The sequence below is a fragment of the Arthrobacter sp. B10-11 genome (assembly GCF_033142195.1).
Taxonomy (GTDB): Bacteria; Actinomycetota; Actinomycetes; order Actinomycetales; family Micrococcaceae; genus Arthrobacter; species Arthrobacter oryzae_C.
In genome coordinates this window covers 125,800-144,589 of sequence record NZ_JAWMTH010000003.1, presented here as the reverse complement: position 1 = coordinate 144,589, position 18,790 = coordinate 125,800, and the positions used below count along the sequence as shown (strand labels likewise).

17 protein-coding genes are annotated in these 18,790 nt (G+C 67.8%); 12 read left to right on the top strand and 5 right to left on the bottom strand.

Annotation, left to right across the window (positions count from 1 at the left end; genetic code table 11):
• Positions 1–79: 79 nt before the first annotated feature.
• Positions 80–949 carry a universal stress protein gene (locus tag RW112_RS10575; RefSeq protein WP_317781735.1) on the bottom strand — a complete coding sequence of 290 codons (870 nt, stop codon included), beginning with the start codon at positions 947–949 and terminating at the stop codon, positions 80–82.
• Positions 950–1,092: 143 nt separating this feature from the next.
• Here RW112_RS10575 and RW112_RS10570 point away from each other — a divergent pair, with 143 nt between their 5' ends.
• The gene (locus RW112_RS10570) at positions 1,093–1,743 is read left to right on the top strand and encodes a hypothetical protein (protein ID WP_317781734.1); all 651 of its coding nucleotides are present in this window, start codon (positions 1,093–1,095) and stop codon (positions 1,741–1,743) included.
• Between the two features lie 77 nt (positions 1,744–1,820).
• Here the strand turns inward: RW112_RS10570 and RW112_RS10565 are convergent, their stop codons facing one another.
• Together RW112_RS10565 and RW112_RS10560 are read right to left on the bottom strand one after the other, a co-directional pair.
• A complete protein-coding gene (locus tag RW112_RS10565; RefSeq protein WP_317781733.1) occupies positions 1,821–3,152 on the bottom strand; it encodes an erythromycin esterase family protein in 1,332 nt (443 codons plus the stop codon).
• Positions 3,149–4,531 (bottom strand): MBL fold metallo-hydrolase, encoded by a 1,383-nt coding sequence (locus RW112_RS10560; RefSeq protein ID WP_317781732.1) that lies wholly within the window; start codon positions 4,529–4,531, stop codon positions 3,149–3,151. Before RW112_RS10560 ends, RW112_RS10565 begins: the two co-directional genes overlap by 4 nt.
• Before the next feature lie 200 nt (positions 4,532–4,731).
• On the opposite strand from RW112_RS10560, the gene RW112_RS10555 reads away from it, so the two are divergent.
• Together RW112_RS10555 and RW112_RS10550 are read left to right on the top strand one after the other, a co-directional pair.
• The gene (locus RW112_RS10555; RefSeq protein ID WP_317781730.1) at positions 4,732–6,357 is read left to right on the top strand and encodes a LuxR C-terminal-related transcriptional regulator; all 1,626 of its coding nucleotides are present in this window, start codon (positions 4,732–4,734) and stop codon (positions 6,355–6,357) included.
• A gap of 189 nt (positions 6,358–6,546) precedes the next feature.
• Positions 6,547–7,656, top strand: coding sequence for a class I SAM-dependent methyltransferase (locus tag RW112_RS10550; RefSeq protein ID WP_317781729.1), 1,110 nt, complete (start codon positions 6,547–6,549; stop codon positions 7,654–7,656).
• A gap of 38 nt (positions 7,657–7,694) precedes the next feature.
• Here the strand turns inward: RW112_RS10550 and RW112_RS10545 are convergent, their stop codons facing one another.
• Both RW112_RS10545 and RW112_RS10540 read right to left on the bottom strand, forming a co-directional pair.
• The gene (locus tag RW112_RS10545; protein WP_317781728.1) at positions 7,695–8,126 is read right to left on the bottom strand and encodes a VOC family protein; all 432 of its coding nucleotides are present in this window, start codon (positions 8,124–8,126) and stop codon (positions 7,695–7,697) included.
• 129 nt (positions 8,127–8,255) lie between these two features.
• Positions 8,256–9,233, bottom strand: coding sequence for a LysR family transcriptional regulator (locus tag RW112_RS10540; RefSeq protein WP_317781727.1), 978 nt, complete (start codon positions 9,231–9,233; stop codon positions 8,256–8,258).
• A 119-nt stretch (positions 9,234–9,352) separates the two neighbouring features.
• Between RW112_RS10540 and RW112_RS10535 the strand changes: the two genes are divergently transcribed.
• From RW112_RS10535 to RW112_RS10495, 9 genes are read left to right on the top strand one after another with little or no spacing between them, the layout of a single operon-like run.
• Complete coding sequence (locus tag RW112_RS10535; RefSeq protein ID WP_317781726.1) at positions 9,353–10,231, top strand: xanthine dehydrogenase family protein subunit M; 879 nt, start codon at positions 9,353–9,355, stop codon at positions 10,229–10,231.
• A 5-nt stretch (positions 10,232–10,236) separates the two neighbouring features.
• Positions 10,237–10,788 (top strand): (2Fe-2S)-binding protein, encoded by a 552-nt coding sequence (locus RW112_RS10530; RefSeq protein WP_317781725.1) that lies wholly within the window; start codon positions 10,237–10,239, stop codon positions 10,786–10,788.
• Positions 10,785–13,181 (top strand): aerobic carbon-monoxide dehydrogenase large subunit, encoded by a 2,397-nt coding sequence (locus tag RW112_RS10525; RefSeq protein WP_317781724.1) that lies wholly within the window; start codon positions 10,785–10,787, stop codon positions 13,179–13,181. Before RW112_RS10530 ends, RW112_RS10525 begins: the two co-directional genes overlap by 4 nt.
• A 10-nt stretch (positions 13,182–13,191) precedes the next feature.
• Positions 13,192–14,106 carry an XdhC family protein gene (locus tag RW112_RS10520; protein ID WP_317781723.1) on the top strand — a complete coding sequence of 305 codons (915 nt, stop codon included), beginning with the start codon at positions 13,192–13,194 and terminating at the stop codon, positions 14,104–14,106.
• A complete protein-coding gene (locus RW112_RS10515; protein WP_317781722.1) occupies positions 14,090–14,704 on the top strand; it encodes a nucleotidyltransferase family protein in 615 nt (204 codons plus the stop codon). The genes RW112_RS10520 and RW112_RS10515 overlap by 17 nt, the downstream gene beginning before the upstream one ends.
• Positions 14,701–15,624: a MoxR family ATPase gene (locus RW112_RS10510; protein ID WP_317781721.1), complete on the top strand. Its 924-nt coding sequence runs from the start codon at positions 14,701–14,703 to the stop codon at positions 15,622–15,624. Before RW112_RS10515 ends, RW112_RS10510 begins: the two co-directional genes overlap by 4 nt.
• Positions 15,617–16,873, top strand: a complete 1,257-nt coding sequence (locus RW112_RS10505; RefSeq protein WP_317781720.1) for a vWA domain-containing protein — start codon at positions 15,617–15,619, stop codon at positions 16,871–16,873. Before RW112_RS10510 ends, RW112_RS10505 begins: the two co-directional genes overlap by 8 nt.
• The gene (locus tag RW112_RS10500; RefSeq protein ID WP_317781719.1) at positions 16,864–17,589 is read left to right on the top strand and encodes an SRPBCC family protein; all 726 of its coding nucleotides are present in this window, start codon (positions 16,864–16,866) and stop codon (positions 17,587–17,589) included. Before RW112_RS10505 ends, RW112_RS10500 begins: the two co-directional genes overlap by 10 nt.
• Before the next feature lie 24 nt (positions 17,590–17,613).
• Positions 17,614–18,756: an XdhC/CoxI family protein gene (locus RW112_RS10495; protein WP_317781718.1), complete on the top strand. Its 1,143-nt coding sequence runs from the start codon at positions 17,614–17,616 to the stop codon at positions 18,754–18,756.
• Positions 18,757–18,790 lie beyond the last annotated feature (34 nt).

The following is an 18,790-nucleotide window of genomic DNA, read 5'->3' as shown; positions in this document are numbered from 1 at the left end:
CTAGTCCTGTGCGCAAGGGAGGCCCCCTCCGCTGAGACGTTCAGCAGAGGGGGCCTCCCTTGTGCACCGGAGGTGCCCGCTATTCCTCGTGCTTGACCTTGTGCACCCTGGTCACCACTGTGGGGCACGGAACCCGCAGCAGGACGGCGTGGGCGGTGGAGCCGAGCAGGAGCCTGCTGAATCCCCCGCGCCCGCGGCTGCCGATCACCAGGAGCCGGGCGTTCGCGGCGGCCTCCACTAGCGCCTTGGCCGGATCGGTGTCCTTGTCGAGCACCTGATTCACCACCAGGTCCGGGTACCTGTCCCGCAGCCCGGCCACCGATTCGGCGAGCACGATCTTGTCTTCTTCCTCAATGACTTCGGCCAGGCCGCTGGCCGGCATCCCGCTCTGCACCCAGCGGGCAGGGCGCCGGAAAGCCAGCACGGCTGTCAGCTCGTCCCCCTCGCGGTCGGCTTCTGCGGCGGCGAAAGCGACGGCCTGCAGGGACTCCTCCGAGCCGTCCACGCCCACCACCACGCCACGCCCCTCCGGTCCCTGGTCCGTGGGAATGACCGCCACCGGGCTGTCCGAGGCGGTGACGATCTGCAGGGCCCGGTCCGTCATGGGCCCGCCGTCCGCCCAGTGGCGGTGGTGCGATCCGATGACCACCATGGAGGCTTCCTTGGACATTTCCTTCAGGGCTGAGCCGGCGCTGCCGTGACGCAACTGCACATCGACGGCGACATCCGGAGCTTTCTTGGCGGCATCCTCCTGCACCTGCCTCAGGAGTTCCATGCCGGATTCCCTGATCAGTTCGTGGTACTGGAAGTCCGGTGACATCCAGCGGTCGTCCACCGCATGGACTCCGATGACCGGCAGCTTCAGCCTGGCCGCCCGGTGAAGGGACCACGACATTGCGGCCTCACTTCCCGTGGAGCCGTTGATGCCGACGACGATTGGTTTGCTCATTCTGAATCCTGCTCTTCTCCGTCGCGTTTTCGGATCAGCACGCCGAAGGCCGCTGACCCCTTCAGTGTGCTCCGCGGGCAGACGCCGGGTTAGGGCCTTAAGCCCCTCACCGGGCCGCGTGGCCCCCGCGTAGCGTCAGGGCCATGGAGGACACCCGGGCGGCCGCCGCTCCCTTACGGTCAAGGCCGTTCCTCAGGCGCTGGCTGCTGTGGGTCACAATGGGCGAGAGTGCAGGCTTCCTGGCTCCCGCCGTCGTCGCCGTCTTCGTGATCATTCCGGACACCGCAGCCGCGCTGGTTTGGCTGACGCTGGCGGGCGCGGCCGAGGGCACGGTCCTGGGGCTCGCCCAGGCCCACGTCCTCAAGCGTGCGCTGCCCGGACTCCGGGTGCGCGCCTGGACCGTCCGCACCGCCGCCGGCGCGTCAATCGCCTGGCTCATCGGGCTGAGCCCGAGCACCTTCGCCGTGCAATGGCAGGCATGGCCGCCGGTCCTGCAGTTCGCCGTCGCGGTGCCCGCCGCCTTGCTGCTGCTGTGTTCGATCGGGCTGGCGCAATGGCCGGAACTCCGCCGCCACCTTCCCGACAGTGGATGGTGGGTTGCCGGGAACGCCGTGGCGTGGTGCGTGGGGCTGGGAGTGTTCTTCGCCGTCGCAACCCCGTTGTGGCAGCCGGGACAGCCGCCGACGACGGTCATCGCCATCGGCGTTGCCGCCGCCATCCTGATGGCCGCGGGAATGGCGCTGGTGACCGGCCTGGTGATGGGCCGACTGCTGGCGGCCAGGGAACGGGCATGACCCGCCGTCGGCAGGTTCCGGCGGCCTTATTCATGTTGCGGCGCCGGCCGGCTCCCTGCGCCGGCCCGCCAAGGGCTTCAAAAGCCTGAGGGTTCCGTTTCGAACTCCGGCTCCCCGGGCGGCGCCTCGTGATGGAGCGGCCGGAGCGCCGAGGTCTGTTCCAGCCAGATCAGGGCGTCATAGCGCCCTCCCATCCGGGTGGGAACGTAGTTTCCGTATTCCCTGGCCGGCCGGTAGACAACGCCGATGGCCCGGTGCCCCAGCCAGGCCGACAGCCACGGCCCGGACCTGTCCCTGCCGAATTCCAGCAAGGCCGGGGCACCCAGCGCCCGGTGCAGCAGGTCCTCGTGGCTGCCGGTGCGGGCGTCGGGCACCGTCAGGACACGTTCAGGGGCGCCCCACGCGTCGGCAGCCATCACAGTTCCACGGTGCGAGCCGATACCCACCAGGGTCACCCCTTCCGGTCCGTGGCGCTCACGGAGCAACTGGCCCACGTTCACCAGCCCGTCCCGCGCCATGTCCGTGGCCCGTGCATCGCCCACGTGCGTGTTGTGCTCCCAGATGATGCCCTTGGATGTGGGGCCAAGATGCGCGCTGAGCCGGTCCACTGTGTCCGCCATGTGATGGTCCCGGACGTTCCAGGACTCCCTGTTCCCCTGCACCATGATGCGGTAGTAGTGCTCGGCATTGGCGGCGACTACGGCGTTCTGCACGGCGTCGAACGCCTCGTCGTTTTCGGCCCGGGGCTCGTGGTCCTGTAGCGCCAGCGCCCGGTTCCTGACTTCGGCCAGCAGTGCCACCATGTCCGCTTCGCACGATTCGGGCACCAGCCGCGTGCGCCAGGCGTACTCGTGCGGGTCTTCATGGTGCGGCAGGAAACACTGCCATGCCCGCATGGCCGCGGGAACCGCGTCCGGCTCGTTTTCCTGGAGCCAGCCGATGATCTCCCGCAGGGAATCCCACAGCGAGTAGACGTCCAGGCCGTAGAACCCCACACGCTCCTCCATGGGGCGTTCGAGGTTCCAGCCGCGAAGCCAGTCGAGGAAGCCTGCCACTTCCTGGTTGGCCCACATCCAGGTGGGCCAGCGTCCGAACCCGGCGAGCATGGCGTGTACGCCGGTGTCATGCCCGCTTTGTCCCCGGACCCAGCGGTTAATCCGCCAGCAGTCCGGCCAGTCCCCCTCTACGCCGATCCAGCTGTAGCCCTGCTCCTCAATCAGCCGCATGCTGAGCCGGGCTCGTAGGGTGTAGTACTCGTGCGTGCCGTGCGAGGCTTCGCCGATGGCCGTGAAGCGGCCGGCGCCTGCCCGGTGGACCAGCCGGTCCAGGTCGCGGAACCCGTTGAGGGGCCGTGCCAGCGTCCGGATTTCATCCAGCATGCTCAGGACGGCACGGTTTCCGTTGGTCACGTCGGGTCCTCGAGGAGGATGCTTTCGAGGTGCTCGGGCACGCGCACCCGCCACCCCAGCTCCCGTTTGATCCGGACCCGGAGCGCATCGGATGCCTCGGGTTCGCCGTGGGTGATGTACGTCATCCGCGGTTCCCGACCGGCCGCCCTCATCCATTCGATCAGCCCGTCCGAATCCGCATGCGCGGACAGGTTTTCCATCTGGATCACCTCGGCGCGGATCCGGACGTCCCCGCCATAGATGCGGAGCTGCCGTTCGCCGGCGGCGAGCGCGGCACCGCGTGTTCCGCCGGCCTGGTACCCGCTCAGGATGATGGCGTTCTTCGGATCGGGTCCGTATTCCGCAATGTGGTGCAGGATCCTGCCTCCGGTGAGCATGCCGCTGGCGGAGATGATCACCATGGGTCCGCCGCGGAGATTGAGCAGCTTCGAATCGTCCACGGTACGGGTCATCTTGGCCACCTTGTACATGTCCTCGTATTCCTGCTGCTTGAGCCGGTGTTCGTCGGGGTGCCGCTGGTACATCCCGGAGGCGTCGATGGCCATGGGGCTGTTCAGGTACACGGGGATGTCCGGAATCGCGTTTCGCCTGCGGAGGCGGGACAAGTGAAGCATCAGTGTCTTCGCCCGCCCCACGGCGAACGCGGCGATCATCACAACGCCGTTCTTTTTCGCCACCCGGGTGATGATCTCGCCCAGCTGCAGCTCGGGATCCAGGCTCGAGTGCTTTCTGTTGCCGTATGTGGATTCGGTGACAAGGATATCGGCGGCGCCCAGCCCCCGCGGCGGAAACATCAGGGGATCGTCTGTGCGCCCGAGGTCGCCGGTGAAATGCACGGAGTGCGGACCGACCTCGAGCCTGATCTGGGCGGCCCCCAGGATGTGGCCTGCCGGCAGGAACGTCGCGGAGATGCCCGCTCCCAGCGACAACGGGGTGTCGAAGCCCTGTTTGCGGAAGCTGTCGAGGGACCTGACCGCGTCTGCCGCCGTGTAGAGCGGTACCGGCGGGCTGTGCCTGGACGACCCGTGCTCGTAGGCATATTTGGCTTCCTCTTCCTGCAGGTGCCCGCTGTCGGGCAGGAGCAGGGTGCACAGTTCGGTGGTGCCTTCGGTGGCATACACGGGTCCGGCAAAGCCGTCCCGGACCAGGGCGGGAACGTAGCCGGTGTGGTCAAGGTGGGCATGGGTGAGCAGCACGGCGTCAATGGAGTGCGCCGGGACGGGGAACGGGGCCCGGTTGCGGACCCGGAGCAGCTTGTAGCCCTGGAACAGCCCGCAGTCCACGAGGATGCGTTTCCCGCCTGCTTCCACCAGGTACCTGGAACCGGTCACGCTGTCCGTTGCTCCGAGGAACCGGAGTTGCGGGTGTCGGTTTTTCATAGTGCTCCCTGTTCCCGTCGGGCGGCTTTCCGTCGGGCAGCGTTCCCGTTGAGGAGATGTACGTCCTAGCTTCCGCTTCTTCCGGGTGTCCCCGTAGGGCCGAAAGTCATGGCTGCCCGCGCCCCGGGTCTGTCGGCGGCACCGCCTTTTCGGCAACCTCCACCCGGCAGTACGCTGGAAGCACCCTTTGGAGACGTCGTATGGCTGAACAGGATTTGATCACCAGCGCCCGCGAGGCCTATGCCCGCAGGGACTGGCCCGCGGCACGGAACGGGTTGCTGGCCGCCAGGACCGCGGCAGGTTTGGAGCTCCAGGACCTGGACGCCCTCGCCGACGCCATGTGGTGGCTGGGCAATCTTCCCGAATCGCAGTCCGTTGCCGAGGAGCTGTACCGCGGCCTTACCGCGGGTGGAGACCGGCCCGCCGCGGCAATGAAGGCAATAGTCCTGTCACTGCAGTGGGGCATGCGCGGGGATCTTATGGTTGCCTCGGGCTGGCTCAACCGGGCACGGCGCCTGCTGCAGGGCCTGCCGGAACGGCCGGAGCACGGATACCTGCTCTATCTCGAAAGTGCCATGTCACTGGATTTGGAGGAAGATCCCGGACCGGCACAGGCGGCCGCTGACAAACTGGACTCCCTGGCCCGGCGCCTGGCGGACCCCACCCTGGGCTGCTTCGCCCGCGTACTGGCGGGACTGGCCGGCGTCCGTGCCGGGCGGACCGAGGACGGGTTCAGCGACCTGGACGAGGCTATGCTGCCGGTCCTGGCCGGCGATGTTGCACCCGTGTGGTCCGGGGACATCTATTGCACGGTCATCCACCTCTGCCATCAGCTCGGCGACCTTGCCCGGATGCGCGCCTGGACCGACGCCCTGGAACACTGGACCGCGGGCCAGTCATCCGCCTTTGTGTACACCGGAGTGGCCCGCGTCCACGAACTGCAGCTGGTCAGCGCCGAAGGCGGCTGGGATGCCGTGGAACGGGAAATCGGCCTCTCCAGCGACAATCTGGTTGATTCGCACGGCTGGATGGCAGGTGCGGGCTACTACGAACTGGGCGAGGTCCGGCGACTCCGCGGCAACACCGACGGCGCGTTGGCCGCCTACCGGCGTGCCCGGGATGTCGGCGTGGATCCCCAGCCGGGAGAAGCCCTGCTGCGCCACGCTGCCGGGGACACCGCGCAGGCGCTCAACCAGCTGCGTGCCGCCCTGGGCGAGAGCCGGCTCCTGGACCGGGCACGGTTGCTCCTGCCGGCCGTCGAGCTGTCTTTGGACCAGAGTGACCTGGCGCTCGCCGAAGCCTTGACCGCCGAGCTGGAACGGACAGCCGGCCGCTTTGCTTCGCCGGGCATCCAGGCGTGGGCATGCCAGGCCCGGGGCGCCGTCCTGCTGGCCGCCGGACGGGCGGAGGACGCCCTGCCCTTCCTCGATGCGGCGGCCCGTACGTACCGCGGGCAGCGTGCACGGTACCGCACGGCCCGGATCCATGAGCTGCTGGCCGGCTGCCGCCGTGCGCTGGGCCAGGCGGGGGCTGCCGACGGCGACCTCGCCACCGCGCTGGCCATATACCGCCAGCTCGGCGCCGCTCCGGACATCGCACGGCTGGAGCGCGGTGCCGCCGGCACCGCGGACAGGGGCGGCCTGACAGCCCGTGAATGCGAGGTCCTGGCACTCATCACTACCGGCGCCAGCAACCGTCAGGTGGCGAAGGCCCTGGTCATTAGTGAAAAAACAGTGGGGCGGCACCTGGCGAACATCTTCGGCAAGATCGGAGTCTCCAGCCGGACAGCCGCGGCCGGCTGGGCAAGGGAACACGGACTGACCTGACGAACGACGACGACGGCGGCACCCGCCGCCGTCGTGCGTCCGCTTCGGTCCCGGCTCCAGCCGGTTCCCCTGCATCATTTGCCCCACGGCCCCGGGAAAAATGCATCATGCGCCCGACGCGGCGCTCCCGGCCGCGAAAGTACTTTCGAAGTAGCCGGACATCGACGTCCGCGGACGAAAGGAAAGATCATGACCACCACCGATATCGGCCTTGCAGCAGGCGGCGGGACTGCCGGCGACGAGGCCGCAACCACGGAAGAGGCTGTTGGGGAGGGCGCTGCCCGGCTGCTCGGTATCCTCAACGACAGTTCGGCCGCCGTCCTGGCCAGCATTGGCTACCAGACCGGCCTGTTCGATGTGATGGCAGGACTTCCACCGGCATCGAGCGAGCAGATTGCCGACGCCGCGGGGCTCCACGAACGCTACGTCCGCGAATGGCTCGGCGGCATGGTGACGGCCCGCTTCGTGCAGTACCAGCCCGCCGGGGACACCTACCGGCTGGACCCAGCGCTGGCCCCGTCCGTCTCCGGCCCTGGAGTGGACAACCTGGCCCGGACGCTGCAGTACATCACCCTGATGGGTGAGGTGGCGGGACGGATTGCGCAGAAATTCCGGACAGGCGGCGGCCTGGGGTATGAGGACTACCCGGATTTCCTGGACATCCAGGCCGGAGACAGCGCCTCCGTCCACGACGCGTCACTGGTGTCCGCCATCCTGCCGCTGGCAGGCTGCGAAGACCGGCTGCGGGCTGGAATCGACGTCGCGGACATCGGCTGCGGGGCCGGGCATGCCGTCAACCTGATGGCTGCGGCCTTCCCGGCGAGCAGGTTCACCGGGTACGACTTCTTCGAGGACGCGGTCCAGGCCGGGCGGGCGGAAGCGAGGCGGCTGGGACTCACGAACGCCCGGTTCGAGCTCCTGGACGCGGCGGACCTGGACATCGTGGAAGGCGTCGACCTCGTTACTGTCTTCGACGCGATCCACGACCAGGCCCGGCCGGCGAAAGTGCTGCAGAACATCCACAGGGCCCTGCGCCCGGACGGTACATTCCTCATGGTCGACATCAAGGCCTCAAGCAACCTGAGCGACAACATTGAGCTGCCGTGGGGGACGTTCCTCTACGCGATCTCCACGTTCCACTGCATGTCGGTGTCCCTGGCGCAGGGCGGCGAGGGCCTCGGGACGGTGTGGGGCGTGCAGTTGGCCGAGTCCATGGTCCGGGCCGCGGGCTTCCGCTCTGTGGAGGTAAGGGAACTCGAGGAGGATCCGTTCAACGCCTACTTCGTGGCCCGAAAGTAGGCGCCGAACGGCCTTCCGCCCGTTGCGGCCGGGAACACCTACTGCTGGGGAGCGCCCTGCTGGGGACCGGCGATGTTCACAAGCCAGGCGACGCCGAACTTGTCCGTGCACATGCCGAAGGTGTCGCCCCACGGCGCTTGTTCGAGCGGCACCGTCACGGTGCCGCCGTCGGACAGCTTCTCCCAGTACCCGCGCAGTTCGGCGTCGTCCTCGCCGCTGAGGGAAACGGAGAAGTTGTCGCCTGGCTTGTAGCTCATGCCGTTGGGCGTGTCGGCCCCCATCAGCACCATGCCGGAGCCGGTGGTCAGCATGCCGTGCATGATCTTGTCCTGCTCCGATGCGTCCTCGCTGGCGTGGAACTCGCCAAAGGTGCTCAGTGCCAGTTCGCCTCCGAATACGGACTGGTAGAAGTTCATGGCCTCCCGCGCATTGTCCCGGAAGCCGAGGTAGGGATTGAGTGTCGTGGTCATCGTCAGGTGTGTCCTCTCGTACCGGTCAATACCCGGACCACCCGTGGAACCGGCGGCCCCGGGCCTGGAACACTTCATATGTTGCCCCAGACCTGCCGAACTGCATAGGGGCGGCCACGGCATGACTCCTCAGCTCCAGAGGGCAACGTGAACCTTGGAGCCCCGCCGTTCAAGCCCCCGGGAACCGCCCGGGGCAACCATGGCGGCTGTTGCATCCGAGGTGGTGACGAAGCGCTGCAGCGCCTTTGCCTTGGAGGTGGTCCGGCCGTGGTCCAGCGTGCTTGCCCACCACAGTCCTGGCACCGGAGTTCCGACCACAGGTACGCGAACCAGTACTCCGGCTTGGAGTTCCGCCCGCACGATATGCCCCAAGGCGAGTGTCAGGCCCTCCCCCGCCCTGACTGCGGCGAGCGCGTCGGTTTCGCTGCTGAGCCGGATGACTTCCGGCGCCATGCCCATCGACGATAGCCACCGCCCTTCATCCGTCTCCGCCTGGATGCCGGAGGGGCCGGCGAACCACGGCCGGTCCAGCAACCGTGCCAGTGGCACCGGCCCGTGCAGCCCTGCCAGGGGATGCGATCCCGCCACCACAAAGACCCGCTGATAACGCAGGAAGGGGACCATCTCCAGGCCGACGTCGGCACCGGCACCTGCCGGCTGCGCGGGCCTGGCCCCAAGGGCTATGTCGTAGGCGCGGTCACGCAGCAGCGACGCTACGTCTGCGGCGGATTCGACGACGACATCGACGGAGGCACCGGGGACGCGTTTGGTGAAGAGGTCAAGCAGCCTTCCGGCCGCATGTTCAGCGAAGGGGGCTGTTGCTACGATTCTCAGCAACCCGGCGTCGGTGGTTGCGTGGGAGACTTCCCACCTGGCCTGGTCTGCCAGCCCCACGATTTCCTGGGCATAATCTGCCAGTGCCCGGCCTCCCGGGGTCAGGGCAATGCCTCCGGCAGCCCGGACGAAGAGGGGGTCGCCGAGGTCCTGCCGGAGCGCAGCCAAGGCCGACGAGACGGCCGGCTCGCTGACGGCCAGGGCCGCGGCGGCAGCGTGAAGCGACCCCAGTCTGGCCACGAGCGCAAAGGCCCGCAGCTGGCTCAAAGTCATCGACACAGCTTCATAACCCTTCGCTTATGACGATATTGACACCCCGCTCGGGCCAGGGCAAGACTGACCTCAAATCGGCGCCTTCCAGTTTGCAGCGCCATGGAGTGAGGTAGGGACACATGCAGATTCCGGCTCCTTTTGACTACGTGCGGGCTACCACGGTGGCCGATGCCATTGAACTTCTTGCCCGCCACGGTCCCGAGTCCCGGGTCGTCGCCGGCGGGCACAGCCTGCTGCCCATGATGAAACTGCGCCTGGCCCGGCCCGAATGGCTGATTGACATCAACGACCTGTTCGAGCTCGACTTCATTCTTCTCGACGGGGATCAGCTGCGGGTGGGCGCGCTGACGCGCCATACGGCACTCCTGGAATCAGCTGAAGCGGCCCGCCTTTTCCCGATCATTTCGGACGCCGAAGCAGTCATCGCGGATCCTGTGGTGCGCAACCGCGGGACCATTGGCGGTTCCCTGTGCCAGGCGGACCCGGCTGAAGACCTTTCCACTGTCTGCGACGTCCTGCGCGCTGTGGCGGTGGTCCGCGGTCCCGGCGGCGAACGCCTCGTCAGCATGAAGGAGTTCCACCGCGGACCCTATGAAACGGCGGTGACCCCTGACGAGCTGCTGTGCGAAGTCCGGTTCCCCGTTCGTCCGAGATCGGGAAGCGCCTACGAAAAGGTGGAGCGCAGGGTTGGCGACTGGGCGGTAGCAGCAGCCGGGGCAGCCGTCTCGCTGGCGGACGACGGCAGCCTCGATGCCGCCGCCATCGGCCTGACGGCGTTGGGCCTCGACGGAACCGTCCCGGAGGCCGAGGCAGTGCTCCTTGGACAGCAACCCCGCGAGGAGCTGTTCGTCGAAGCCGGCCGGCTGGCAGCCATTGCGTGTGACCCCGTCGCGGACCAGCGCGGACAGATCGACTACAAGCGGCATCTGGCCGACGAGCTCACCCGCAGGGTCCTGCGGCAGGCATGCGCCCGGGCTGCCGGAACACAGGAAGGTTGAACTCCATGCAGATCAGCATGACCGTGAACGGAAACGAAGTGGTCTCCGACATTGAACCCCGTGTGCTGCTGGTGCATTACATCCGCGACGTCCTCGGCCTCACGGGCACGCACTGGGGATGCGACACCACCAACTGCGGAACGTGCGTGGTGCTGATGGACGGCCAGCCGGTGAAGTCGTGCACCGTGCTCGCCGCAATGGCGGCCGGCCACGATATCCGCACCGTCGAAGGACTCGCCACGGCGGGAACCCTCGATCCGGTCCAGCAGGGGTTCATGGAGGAGCACGGGCTGCAGTGCGGCTTCTGCACCCCCGGCATGATGCTCACGGCCCGCGCCCTGCTGGACAAGAACCCGCATCCGGACGACACCGAAATTCGGAAGGCCATTTCCGGGCAGATCTGCCGGTGCACCGGATACGCCACGATCGTTCGCTCAATCCAGTGGGCTGCCGCCCACCCGGCAGGGGCGGCCGCAGACGTTGCAGCAACAGACGACGTCATCGAGGGTACGGACACGGCGATCCCGGACATCGCAGACACAGAGGTGAAGGCATGACTGTCACCCACGACCGGCCCGGCAATCCGGCGGCCGGCGACGCCGACCGGCCGATCGGGTTCGGGCGCATCCAGCGCAAGGAAGACCCCCGGTTCGTCCGTGGGAAAGGCAACTACATCGACGACCTGGTGCTGCCGGGCATGCTGCACGGCGCCGTCCTGCGCGCCCCGGTTGCCCATGCACGGCTGGTGTCGATCGACACCACCAACGCGCTCGCGCACCCGAAAGTGCTCGCCGTGATCACCGGGAAGGACCTGCTGGCGCTCAACCTCGCCTGGGCGCCCACGCTATCAGCGGATGTTCAGGCCGTGCTCGTTACCGACAAAGTGCGCTTCCAGGGGCAGGAGGTCGCTTTCGTCGTCGCAGAGGACCGCTACGCCGCCCGTGACGCCCTGGAACTGATCGACGTCGAATACGACCTGCTGCCCCCGGTCATCGATGCGCGCAAAGCCCTGGACACAGACGCCCCGGTGATCCGGGATGATCTCGAAGGCCGGACGGACAACCGGATTTTCGACTGGGAGATGGGCGACGAGGCGGAAACCGAGGCGGTCTTCGCCGGAGCCGACGTCGTCGTCGTGGCCCAGGAAGTCGTCTACCCCCGTGTCCACCCGGCACCGATGGAAACCTGCGGCGCCGTCGCGGACTTTGATGCCGTCTCCGGCAAGCTGACGCTCTACGAGACGACCCAGGCCCCGCACGCGCACCGGACTCTCTTCGCGATTGTGGCCGGCATCCCGGAACACAAGATCCGGATCGTCTCCCCCGACATTGGCGGCGGCTTCGGTAACAAGGTGGGCATCTACCCCGGATACATCCTCGCCGTCGTCGGGTCGATCGTCACCGGCAAGCCGGTGAAGTGGGTGGAGGACCGCTCGGAGAACCTGATGTCGACGTCGTTCGCCCGGGACTACATCATGCAGGGCGAGATCGCCGCCACCAGGGACGGCAGGATCCTCGCGCTGAGGACCAGCGTGCTGGCCGATCACGGCGCGTTCAACGCCACTGCGCAGCCCACCAAGAACCCCGCCGGCTTTTTCTCGATCTTCACTGGCAGCTACGACCTGAAGGCCGCGTACTGCAAAGTCAGGGGCGTCTACACCAACAAGGCGCCGGGCGGCGTTGCCTACGCGTGCTCATTCCGGGTAACGGAGGCCGTCTACCTGGTGGAGCGGATGGTGGACATCCTGGCCCGGAAGCTGGACATGGACCCGGCGGAACTCCGGCTGAAGAACTTCATCAAGCCCGAACAGTTCCCCTACGCGAACAAGACCGGCTGGGTCTATGACTCCGGCAACTACGAAGAGGCCATGCGGCTGTCCATGGAGATGGCCGGCTACGAGGCGCTCCGGCGCGAACAGGCCGAAAAGCGCGAACGCGGCGAACTCATGGGCATCGGCGTCGCGTTCTTCACCGAGGTCGTGGGAGCCGGCCCCCGCAAGCACTTCGACATCGTGGGCCTGGGCATGGCCGACGGCGCCGAGTTGCGCGTCCACCCGACGGGCAAGGCCGTGGTGCGGCTTTCTGTCCAGAGCCAGGGGCAGGGCCACGAGACCACGTTCGCGCAGATCGTCGCGGAAGAGCTCGGCATTCCGCCGGAGAACATTGACGTGGTCCACGGCGACACGGACCAGACGCCCTTCGGTCTGGGCACCTACGGGAGCCGGTCCACACCGGTCAGCGGCGGTGCGGTGGCCCTCGTTGCGCGGAAGGTCCGCGAAAAGGCGAAGCTCATCGCCGCGGCCATGCTCGAAACCCGGCCCGAAGACCTGGAGTGGGAGAAGGGCCGCTGGTTCGTCAAGGGTGATCCCGGCGCCGGAAAGACCATTGAGGAAATCGCCATGGCCGCCCACGGCACCATGACGCTGCCCGAGGGAATCGACGGCAACCTCGACGCCGAGGTGACTTACGACCCGCCGAACCTGACCTTTCCCTTCGGTGCCTACATCTGTGTGGTGGACATCGATCCGGGAACCGGCCACGTTAAAGTGCGGCGTTTCGTCGCGGTGGATGACTGCGGGACCCGGATCAACCCGATGATTATCGAAGGCCAGGTGCACGGCGGCCTGACCGACGGCGTCGGCATGGCCCTCATGGAGATCATTGAATTCGACGAGGCGGGAAACTGCCTGGGCGGGTCCTTTATGGACTACCTGATCCCGACGGCGATGGAGGTGCCGGACTGGGAGACCGGCTTTACCGTGACGCCGTCGCCGCACCACCCCATCGGCGCCAAGGGCATCGGCGAGTCCGCCACGGTCGGCTCACCACCGGCCATCGTGAACGCGGTCGTCGATGCCCTGGCACCTTACGGGGTGGTCCACATGGATATGCCGTGCACACCCGCCCGGGTTTGGGAGGCCATGCAGGGCCGGCCAAGGCCACCGATCTGACATGCAGGCCATGGCGGAAACCCTAGCGGCAAGGGCAACGGAACTCGTCAGCCGCCGGGAGCCGTTCGTCCGTGCCACGGTAGTGCGGGCGCAGCGGCCCACGAGCGCGCACGCCGGAGACACGGCCCTGATTTTGTCCAACGGTGAAATGGATGGCTTCGTGGGCGGAAACTGCGTCGAGGCCTCAGTGCGGGAATACAGCCTGAAGGCACTCGCCGCCCAGGAGCCGTTGTTGCTGCGCGTTGTGCCCGGCGAGCCGTCGCACCGGAGCGAGGAAGGCGCCGTCGAGGTGTCAAACCCCTGCCTCAGCGGAGGAACGGTGGAAATCTTCCTCGAGCCGCACATCCCGGCGCCGCGGGTCCTGGTGGTCGGTACCACCCCGGTGGCCCAGGCCCTGGCGTCACTCGGCGCCGGAGTCGGCCTGCAGATGGAATTGACTGACGGCCGGGCGGCCGACCCCCGGCCCGACGACGCCGCCCTCATCGTCGCCTCCCACGGCAGGGAGGAAGAAGGTGCGCTGGAAGGCGCACTGCGGGCCGCTGTGCCCTACGTCGCGCTGGTTGCCAGCGAAGTGCGGGGTGCTGCCGTCCTGGCGTCCCTGGATGTGGACGAAGCCCAGCGCTCCCGTGTGTTCAGCCCGGCGGGGCTGGACCTTGGAGCCCGCACGCCGGGCGAGATCGCCGTGTCCATCCTCGCGCAGCTCATTGCAGAACGGGCCAAGGGGAGGCGCCCTGCGCCTGGCCAAAGCTCAACGGCAACCCAGGGCTCACCGGCGTCGGCCGTGGACCCTGTGTGCGGCATGACCGTGGCCGCTGTCGAGTCAACGCTCCACCTCGAGCACGGCGGCACCACAATCTACTTCTGTTCCCGGGGATGCTACGAGGCATTCCGCAAAGATCCGGAACGCTATGGCGCCGCCCGCTGACGCCCGGCCCCGGGTTGCCGGGCTGGTCCTGGCCGCGGGCGGATCCCGCCGTCTGGGCCGTCCCAAGCAACTCCTTCCCTACGGGGACGGAGTGCTGCTCGACGCCGTGCTGGCCACCGCACGGGCCTGCGGGCTCGCCCAGCTGGTGCTCGCGGTGGGCGGCTCGAGCGACGAGGTGCTGAAGGGCGTGAACACCGCCGGCTGCGATGTCGCCGTCAACCCGGACTTCGGCACTGGTTGTGGATCGTCAATAGCCGCCGCGCTGCCGGTGCTTCATTCCGACACTGATGTGGTGGTCCTGTTGCTCGGGGACCAGCCAGGGGTTATGGCGGAGAACGTGCACAGGCTGCTGGCGGGACGCGGGCAGTCCGGAATCGCCGTATGCCGCTACGACGACGGAATCGGCCATCCGTTTGCCTTTGCCCGGTCCGAACTGCCGGCGCTCGCCGGACTGCACGGCGACAAGGCGGTGTGGAAGCTGCTTGAGGAGCGCGCGCCGGAGGTAACCGAGGTGGCTGTGCCCGGAACCATTCCCCTGGACATCAACACCGATGACGATTACGAACGGGTGCTGGACACGCTTCGGGGGGCACCATGAGCAAAGCTGCACGCACCGGTGCGGAGAAGGATGTGCAGCAGCTGGTGCCGGACGTTCCCTCGCTGATTGCGGCACTGGACGACGGCGACTACCTCGCCGACGTCGGACTGGCCACGGCACTGTTCCTGGCTGTGCGCCTGCCGCAGCCGATCCTGCTGGAAGGCGAGGCGGGGGTGGGCAAGACCGAGGCTGCGAAGGCACTGGCCCGCGTGCTCGACACTCCCCTGTTCCGGCTGCAGTGCTACGAGGGGATCGATGCCGGGGAAGCGCTCTATGAGTGGAACCACCAGCGCCAGCTGCTGGGCATCCGGCTGGCAGAGGTCCGCGATGCAGCCCTGAACGAATCGGACCTTTTCGGGCCGCAGTACCTGCTGCGCCGGCCGCTGCTCCAGGCGATCGAGCATCCCGGACCGCGCCCGGCCGTGCTGCTGCTGGACGAGATCGACAGGGCCGACGCCGAATTCGAGGCGTTCACGTTCGAATTGCTGGCAGAGGCCGCTGTGACCATCCCGGAACTGGGCACCATCCGGGCCACCCATCCGCCCGTTGTGGTCCTCACGTCCAACCGGACGAGGGACCTGCACGACGCGCTCACGCGCCGCTGCCTGTACCACTGGATCGACTATCCCGCACCCGCACGGATTGCCGAGATCGTCCGGCGTCGAGTCCCCGGAAGCGCCGGTCCCCTGGCGCAGGAGGCAGCATCGGCCATCACGAAGATGCGGTCACTGGACATGGCCAAGCCGCCCGGGATCGCCGAAGCAATCGACTGGGTCTCCGCTTTGTCCGTGCTCGGCATCACGCACCTCGATGCGCCCACCGTGGAGAAGACCTGGGGCTCGATCGTCAAGAACCGGGACGACCTGGAGCTCGTGGGAGCCCGTGGCGCGGCCTGGCTGGTCGGCGGCGGTCATGGCTGATTTCAGCGCCGCCATCATCCCGCCCGGAGTTGAGGCCGCTTCCCTGGCCGCCGGGCTTGTCACGGCGCTGCGCCGTGCCGGCCTTCCGGCTTCCCCGGACCGCGCCGTCCGGCTGGCCGAAGCACTCCGCCTGATCCCGCCCTTCGCCCGCGAGCCGCTTTACTGGACCTGCCGCGTGGTCCTGGTGTCCTCCCGGGAGCAAATATCCCTTTTCGACGCCGTCTTTGCCGCTGTGTTTGACGCCCGGCTTGACCTGGCAGACAGCAGGGGCCCCGCCAAAGCACCGCCTGCCATCGGCTCCGGGGCGCGCCTCCGGCCGTCCCCGCCGTCTGGGCCGGCTGGTGTGCCATCGGCTCTCCCCAAAGCTTCGCCGCCAGCGCTGTTTCCCGGCAGGGAACGCCCCGAGGAGGACGCCGGTCCTGAGCGCGCCGCCATCCTGGCCATGGCCTCGACGGAGGAAAGGCTGCACGAAACGTCCTTCGCTGAACTCTCCTCCGACGAACTGGTCCACGTACGCCGGCTCGTTCGCGACATAGCCTTCTCCACGCCGGCCCGCCTGAGCCGCAGGACCCGCAAGTCCTCGCACAGCGCTGCACGGCTCGACATCCGGGGCACCGTCCGCGCAGCCCGGCGCGCCGGCTCGGATGCCACGCGGCTCATCTACGCCCGTCGCCAGCCCCGTCCGCGGCAGCTGGTCCTGCTGTGCGATGTATCGGCGTCCATGGAGCCCTACACGAGGGTCTTTCTGTCATTACTCCAGGGCGCGGTAACGGGCGCCCGGGCGGAGGCGTTCGTGTTCTCGACGCGTCTGACCCGGCTGACGCGGCAGCTGGCAGTCCGGAACCCTGACCAGGCACTGGCCCGGGCCGCCGCGACTGCTCCGGACTGGGCGGGAGGGACAAAGATCGCCGAGAGCCTGCGGAGGTTTATTGACGCGCATGGCCGCCGGGGCTTGGCCAGGGGTGCGGTGGTGGTGGTCCTCTCCGACGGTTGGGCCCAGGACGATCCGGACCTCGTGGCCACGCAAATGGAACGCCTGAAACGGCTCGCCTACCGGATCGTCTGGGTTAATCCGAGGAAGGCGGACGTGAACTACCGGCCGCTGGTGGCCGGCATGGCGGCGGCGCTTCCCTACTGCGACGCCTTTGTCAGCGGCCACAGCTATGCGGCCCTTGCGGAAGTGGCAGCCGCAGTCCGGGACGGACGCAGGACAACACAAGAGAGGCAGGGCAACCGCTCATGCAAATAGACAGCGCTTTCTCCGTAGTCGCTCCCATCGACCAAGTGTGGGACACGCTCATGGACTTCCAGCGGGTGGCCGGATGCGTTCCGGGGGCTGAGATCCTGAACAAGCTTTCCGACGACGCATACCAGGTTGGCATGAAGGTGAAGCTGGGACCGGTTTCCATGCAGTACAAGGGGCAGATGTCCGTCCTCGAACGGAACGCCGGCGAACACCGCGCGGTGTTCCAGGGCCGGGCGCAGGAAACCCGCGGCCAAGGAACGGCCGAAGCCACCGTGACGCTGAACCTTGCTGAGGCTCAAGGTTCCACGCAGGGTACGGTCAGCGCCGATCTGGCCCTGTCCGGAAAGGCCGCCGCAATGGGGAAGAGCGTCATCGGCGGCGTCACCGAGCAGATGATGGCACTGTTCGCCGCAAACCTGCAGTCGCTGCTGGCGGAACCCGCCGGGGAAGCGCCGGGCGGGCCCGGGCAGGAAACACCGCCGGCACCTCCGGCCGGGTCACCAGTTCCAGCGGTATCCGCGGTATCCGCACCGTTGTCGCCGTCGGCTCCGTCGGCTCCGTCGCAGCCCGACAACAGCCTGGACGCACTTTCGCTAGCCAAGGGAATGCTCACGGATCAGCTCAGCAACCCCGGCAAGCTCGTAGGGCTGCTGGCCGCCGTCGCGTTTTGTGCCTATCGCCTGGGCCGCCGTGCCGGGCTGCGCGCAGGCCGGCCCTAAGCCGGCCCGGGAGGACAGAGGAAGATGCGTGACGTACTCGCCGCCATGATGCCCGGCTGGCTGCAGGGTGGCACCGCAGGGTTGGCTACCGTGGTGCGGACCTTCCGTTCAGCACCCAGGCCCCCTGGCGCTTCCATGCTGGTCACGGCCACCGGAGAAGTCTTCGGCTCGGTCTCGGGCGGCTGTGTCGAGGGTGCCGTCTACGAGCTCGCCACACAGGTTCAGGCAGACCACCGCCCGGTGCTGGTGAGCTACGGCGTCAGCGACGACGACGCCTTCGCCGTCGGATTGACCTGCGGCGGCACGATCGAGGTGTTTGTCGAGCCAATTTCGCAGCAGACCTTCGCGGAGTTGGACCGGGTCCGTGAGGATATCGAGTCATCCCGCCCGGTGGGGGTCGCCACTGTGATAAAGCACCCGGCTCCCGGCTGGCTGGGTCGCCACCTCGTGGTCCGGCCCGACGGGTTCGAAGGCGGGCTGGGCTCGGAGCGGGCTGATCAGGCCGTCGGTGACGACACACGGGGACTGCTGGCCGCGGGCCGGAATTCCGTCCTGACATACGGCCCGGACGGCGAGCGGCTCGATAGCGGGATGTCCGTGTTTTTCGCCAGCTACGCCCCGCGGCCGCGGATGCTGGTCTTCGGGGCCATCGACTTCGCCGCGGCCCTGGCACGGCTGGGCACGTTCCTGGGCTATCAGGTCACCGTTTGCGACGCCCGCGCCGTCTTTGCCACCCAGGCGAGGTTTCCCGACGCCGCGGAAGTGGTCCGTGCGTGGCCGCACCATTATCTCTCCGAGCAGCTCGCCCGGGGGCTCCTCGACGAGCGGACCGTGATTTGTGTCCTGACCCACGACCCCAAGTTCGATGTCCCGGTGCTTGAAGCCGCCCTTCGCGGCCCTCCGGTCGCCTATATCGGGGCGATGGGCTCCCGGCGCACCCACAGCGATCGGATGGAAAGGCTTCGCGCCGCGGGCTTGAGCGACGAGCAGCTGCTGAAACTGCACAGCCCGGTCGGCCTGGACCTGGGGGCACGCACTCCCGAAGAAACTGCGGTATCCATTGGCGCCGAGATCATCGCCCTGCAATGGGGTGGCAGCGGTGAGCCGCTGGGGTCCCGCGCGGAGCGGATCCATCACGACGAGACGGCCGGGGCCACTGATGTTTGACTGAGGCGCCAGCGTTTGATTTGAGGTGCCAGCC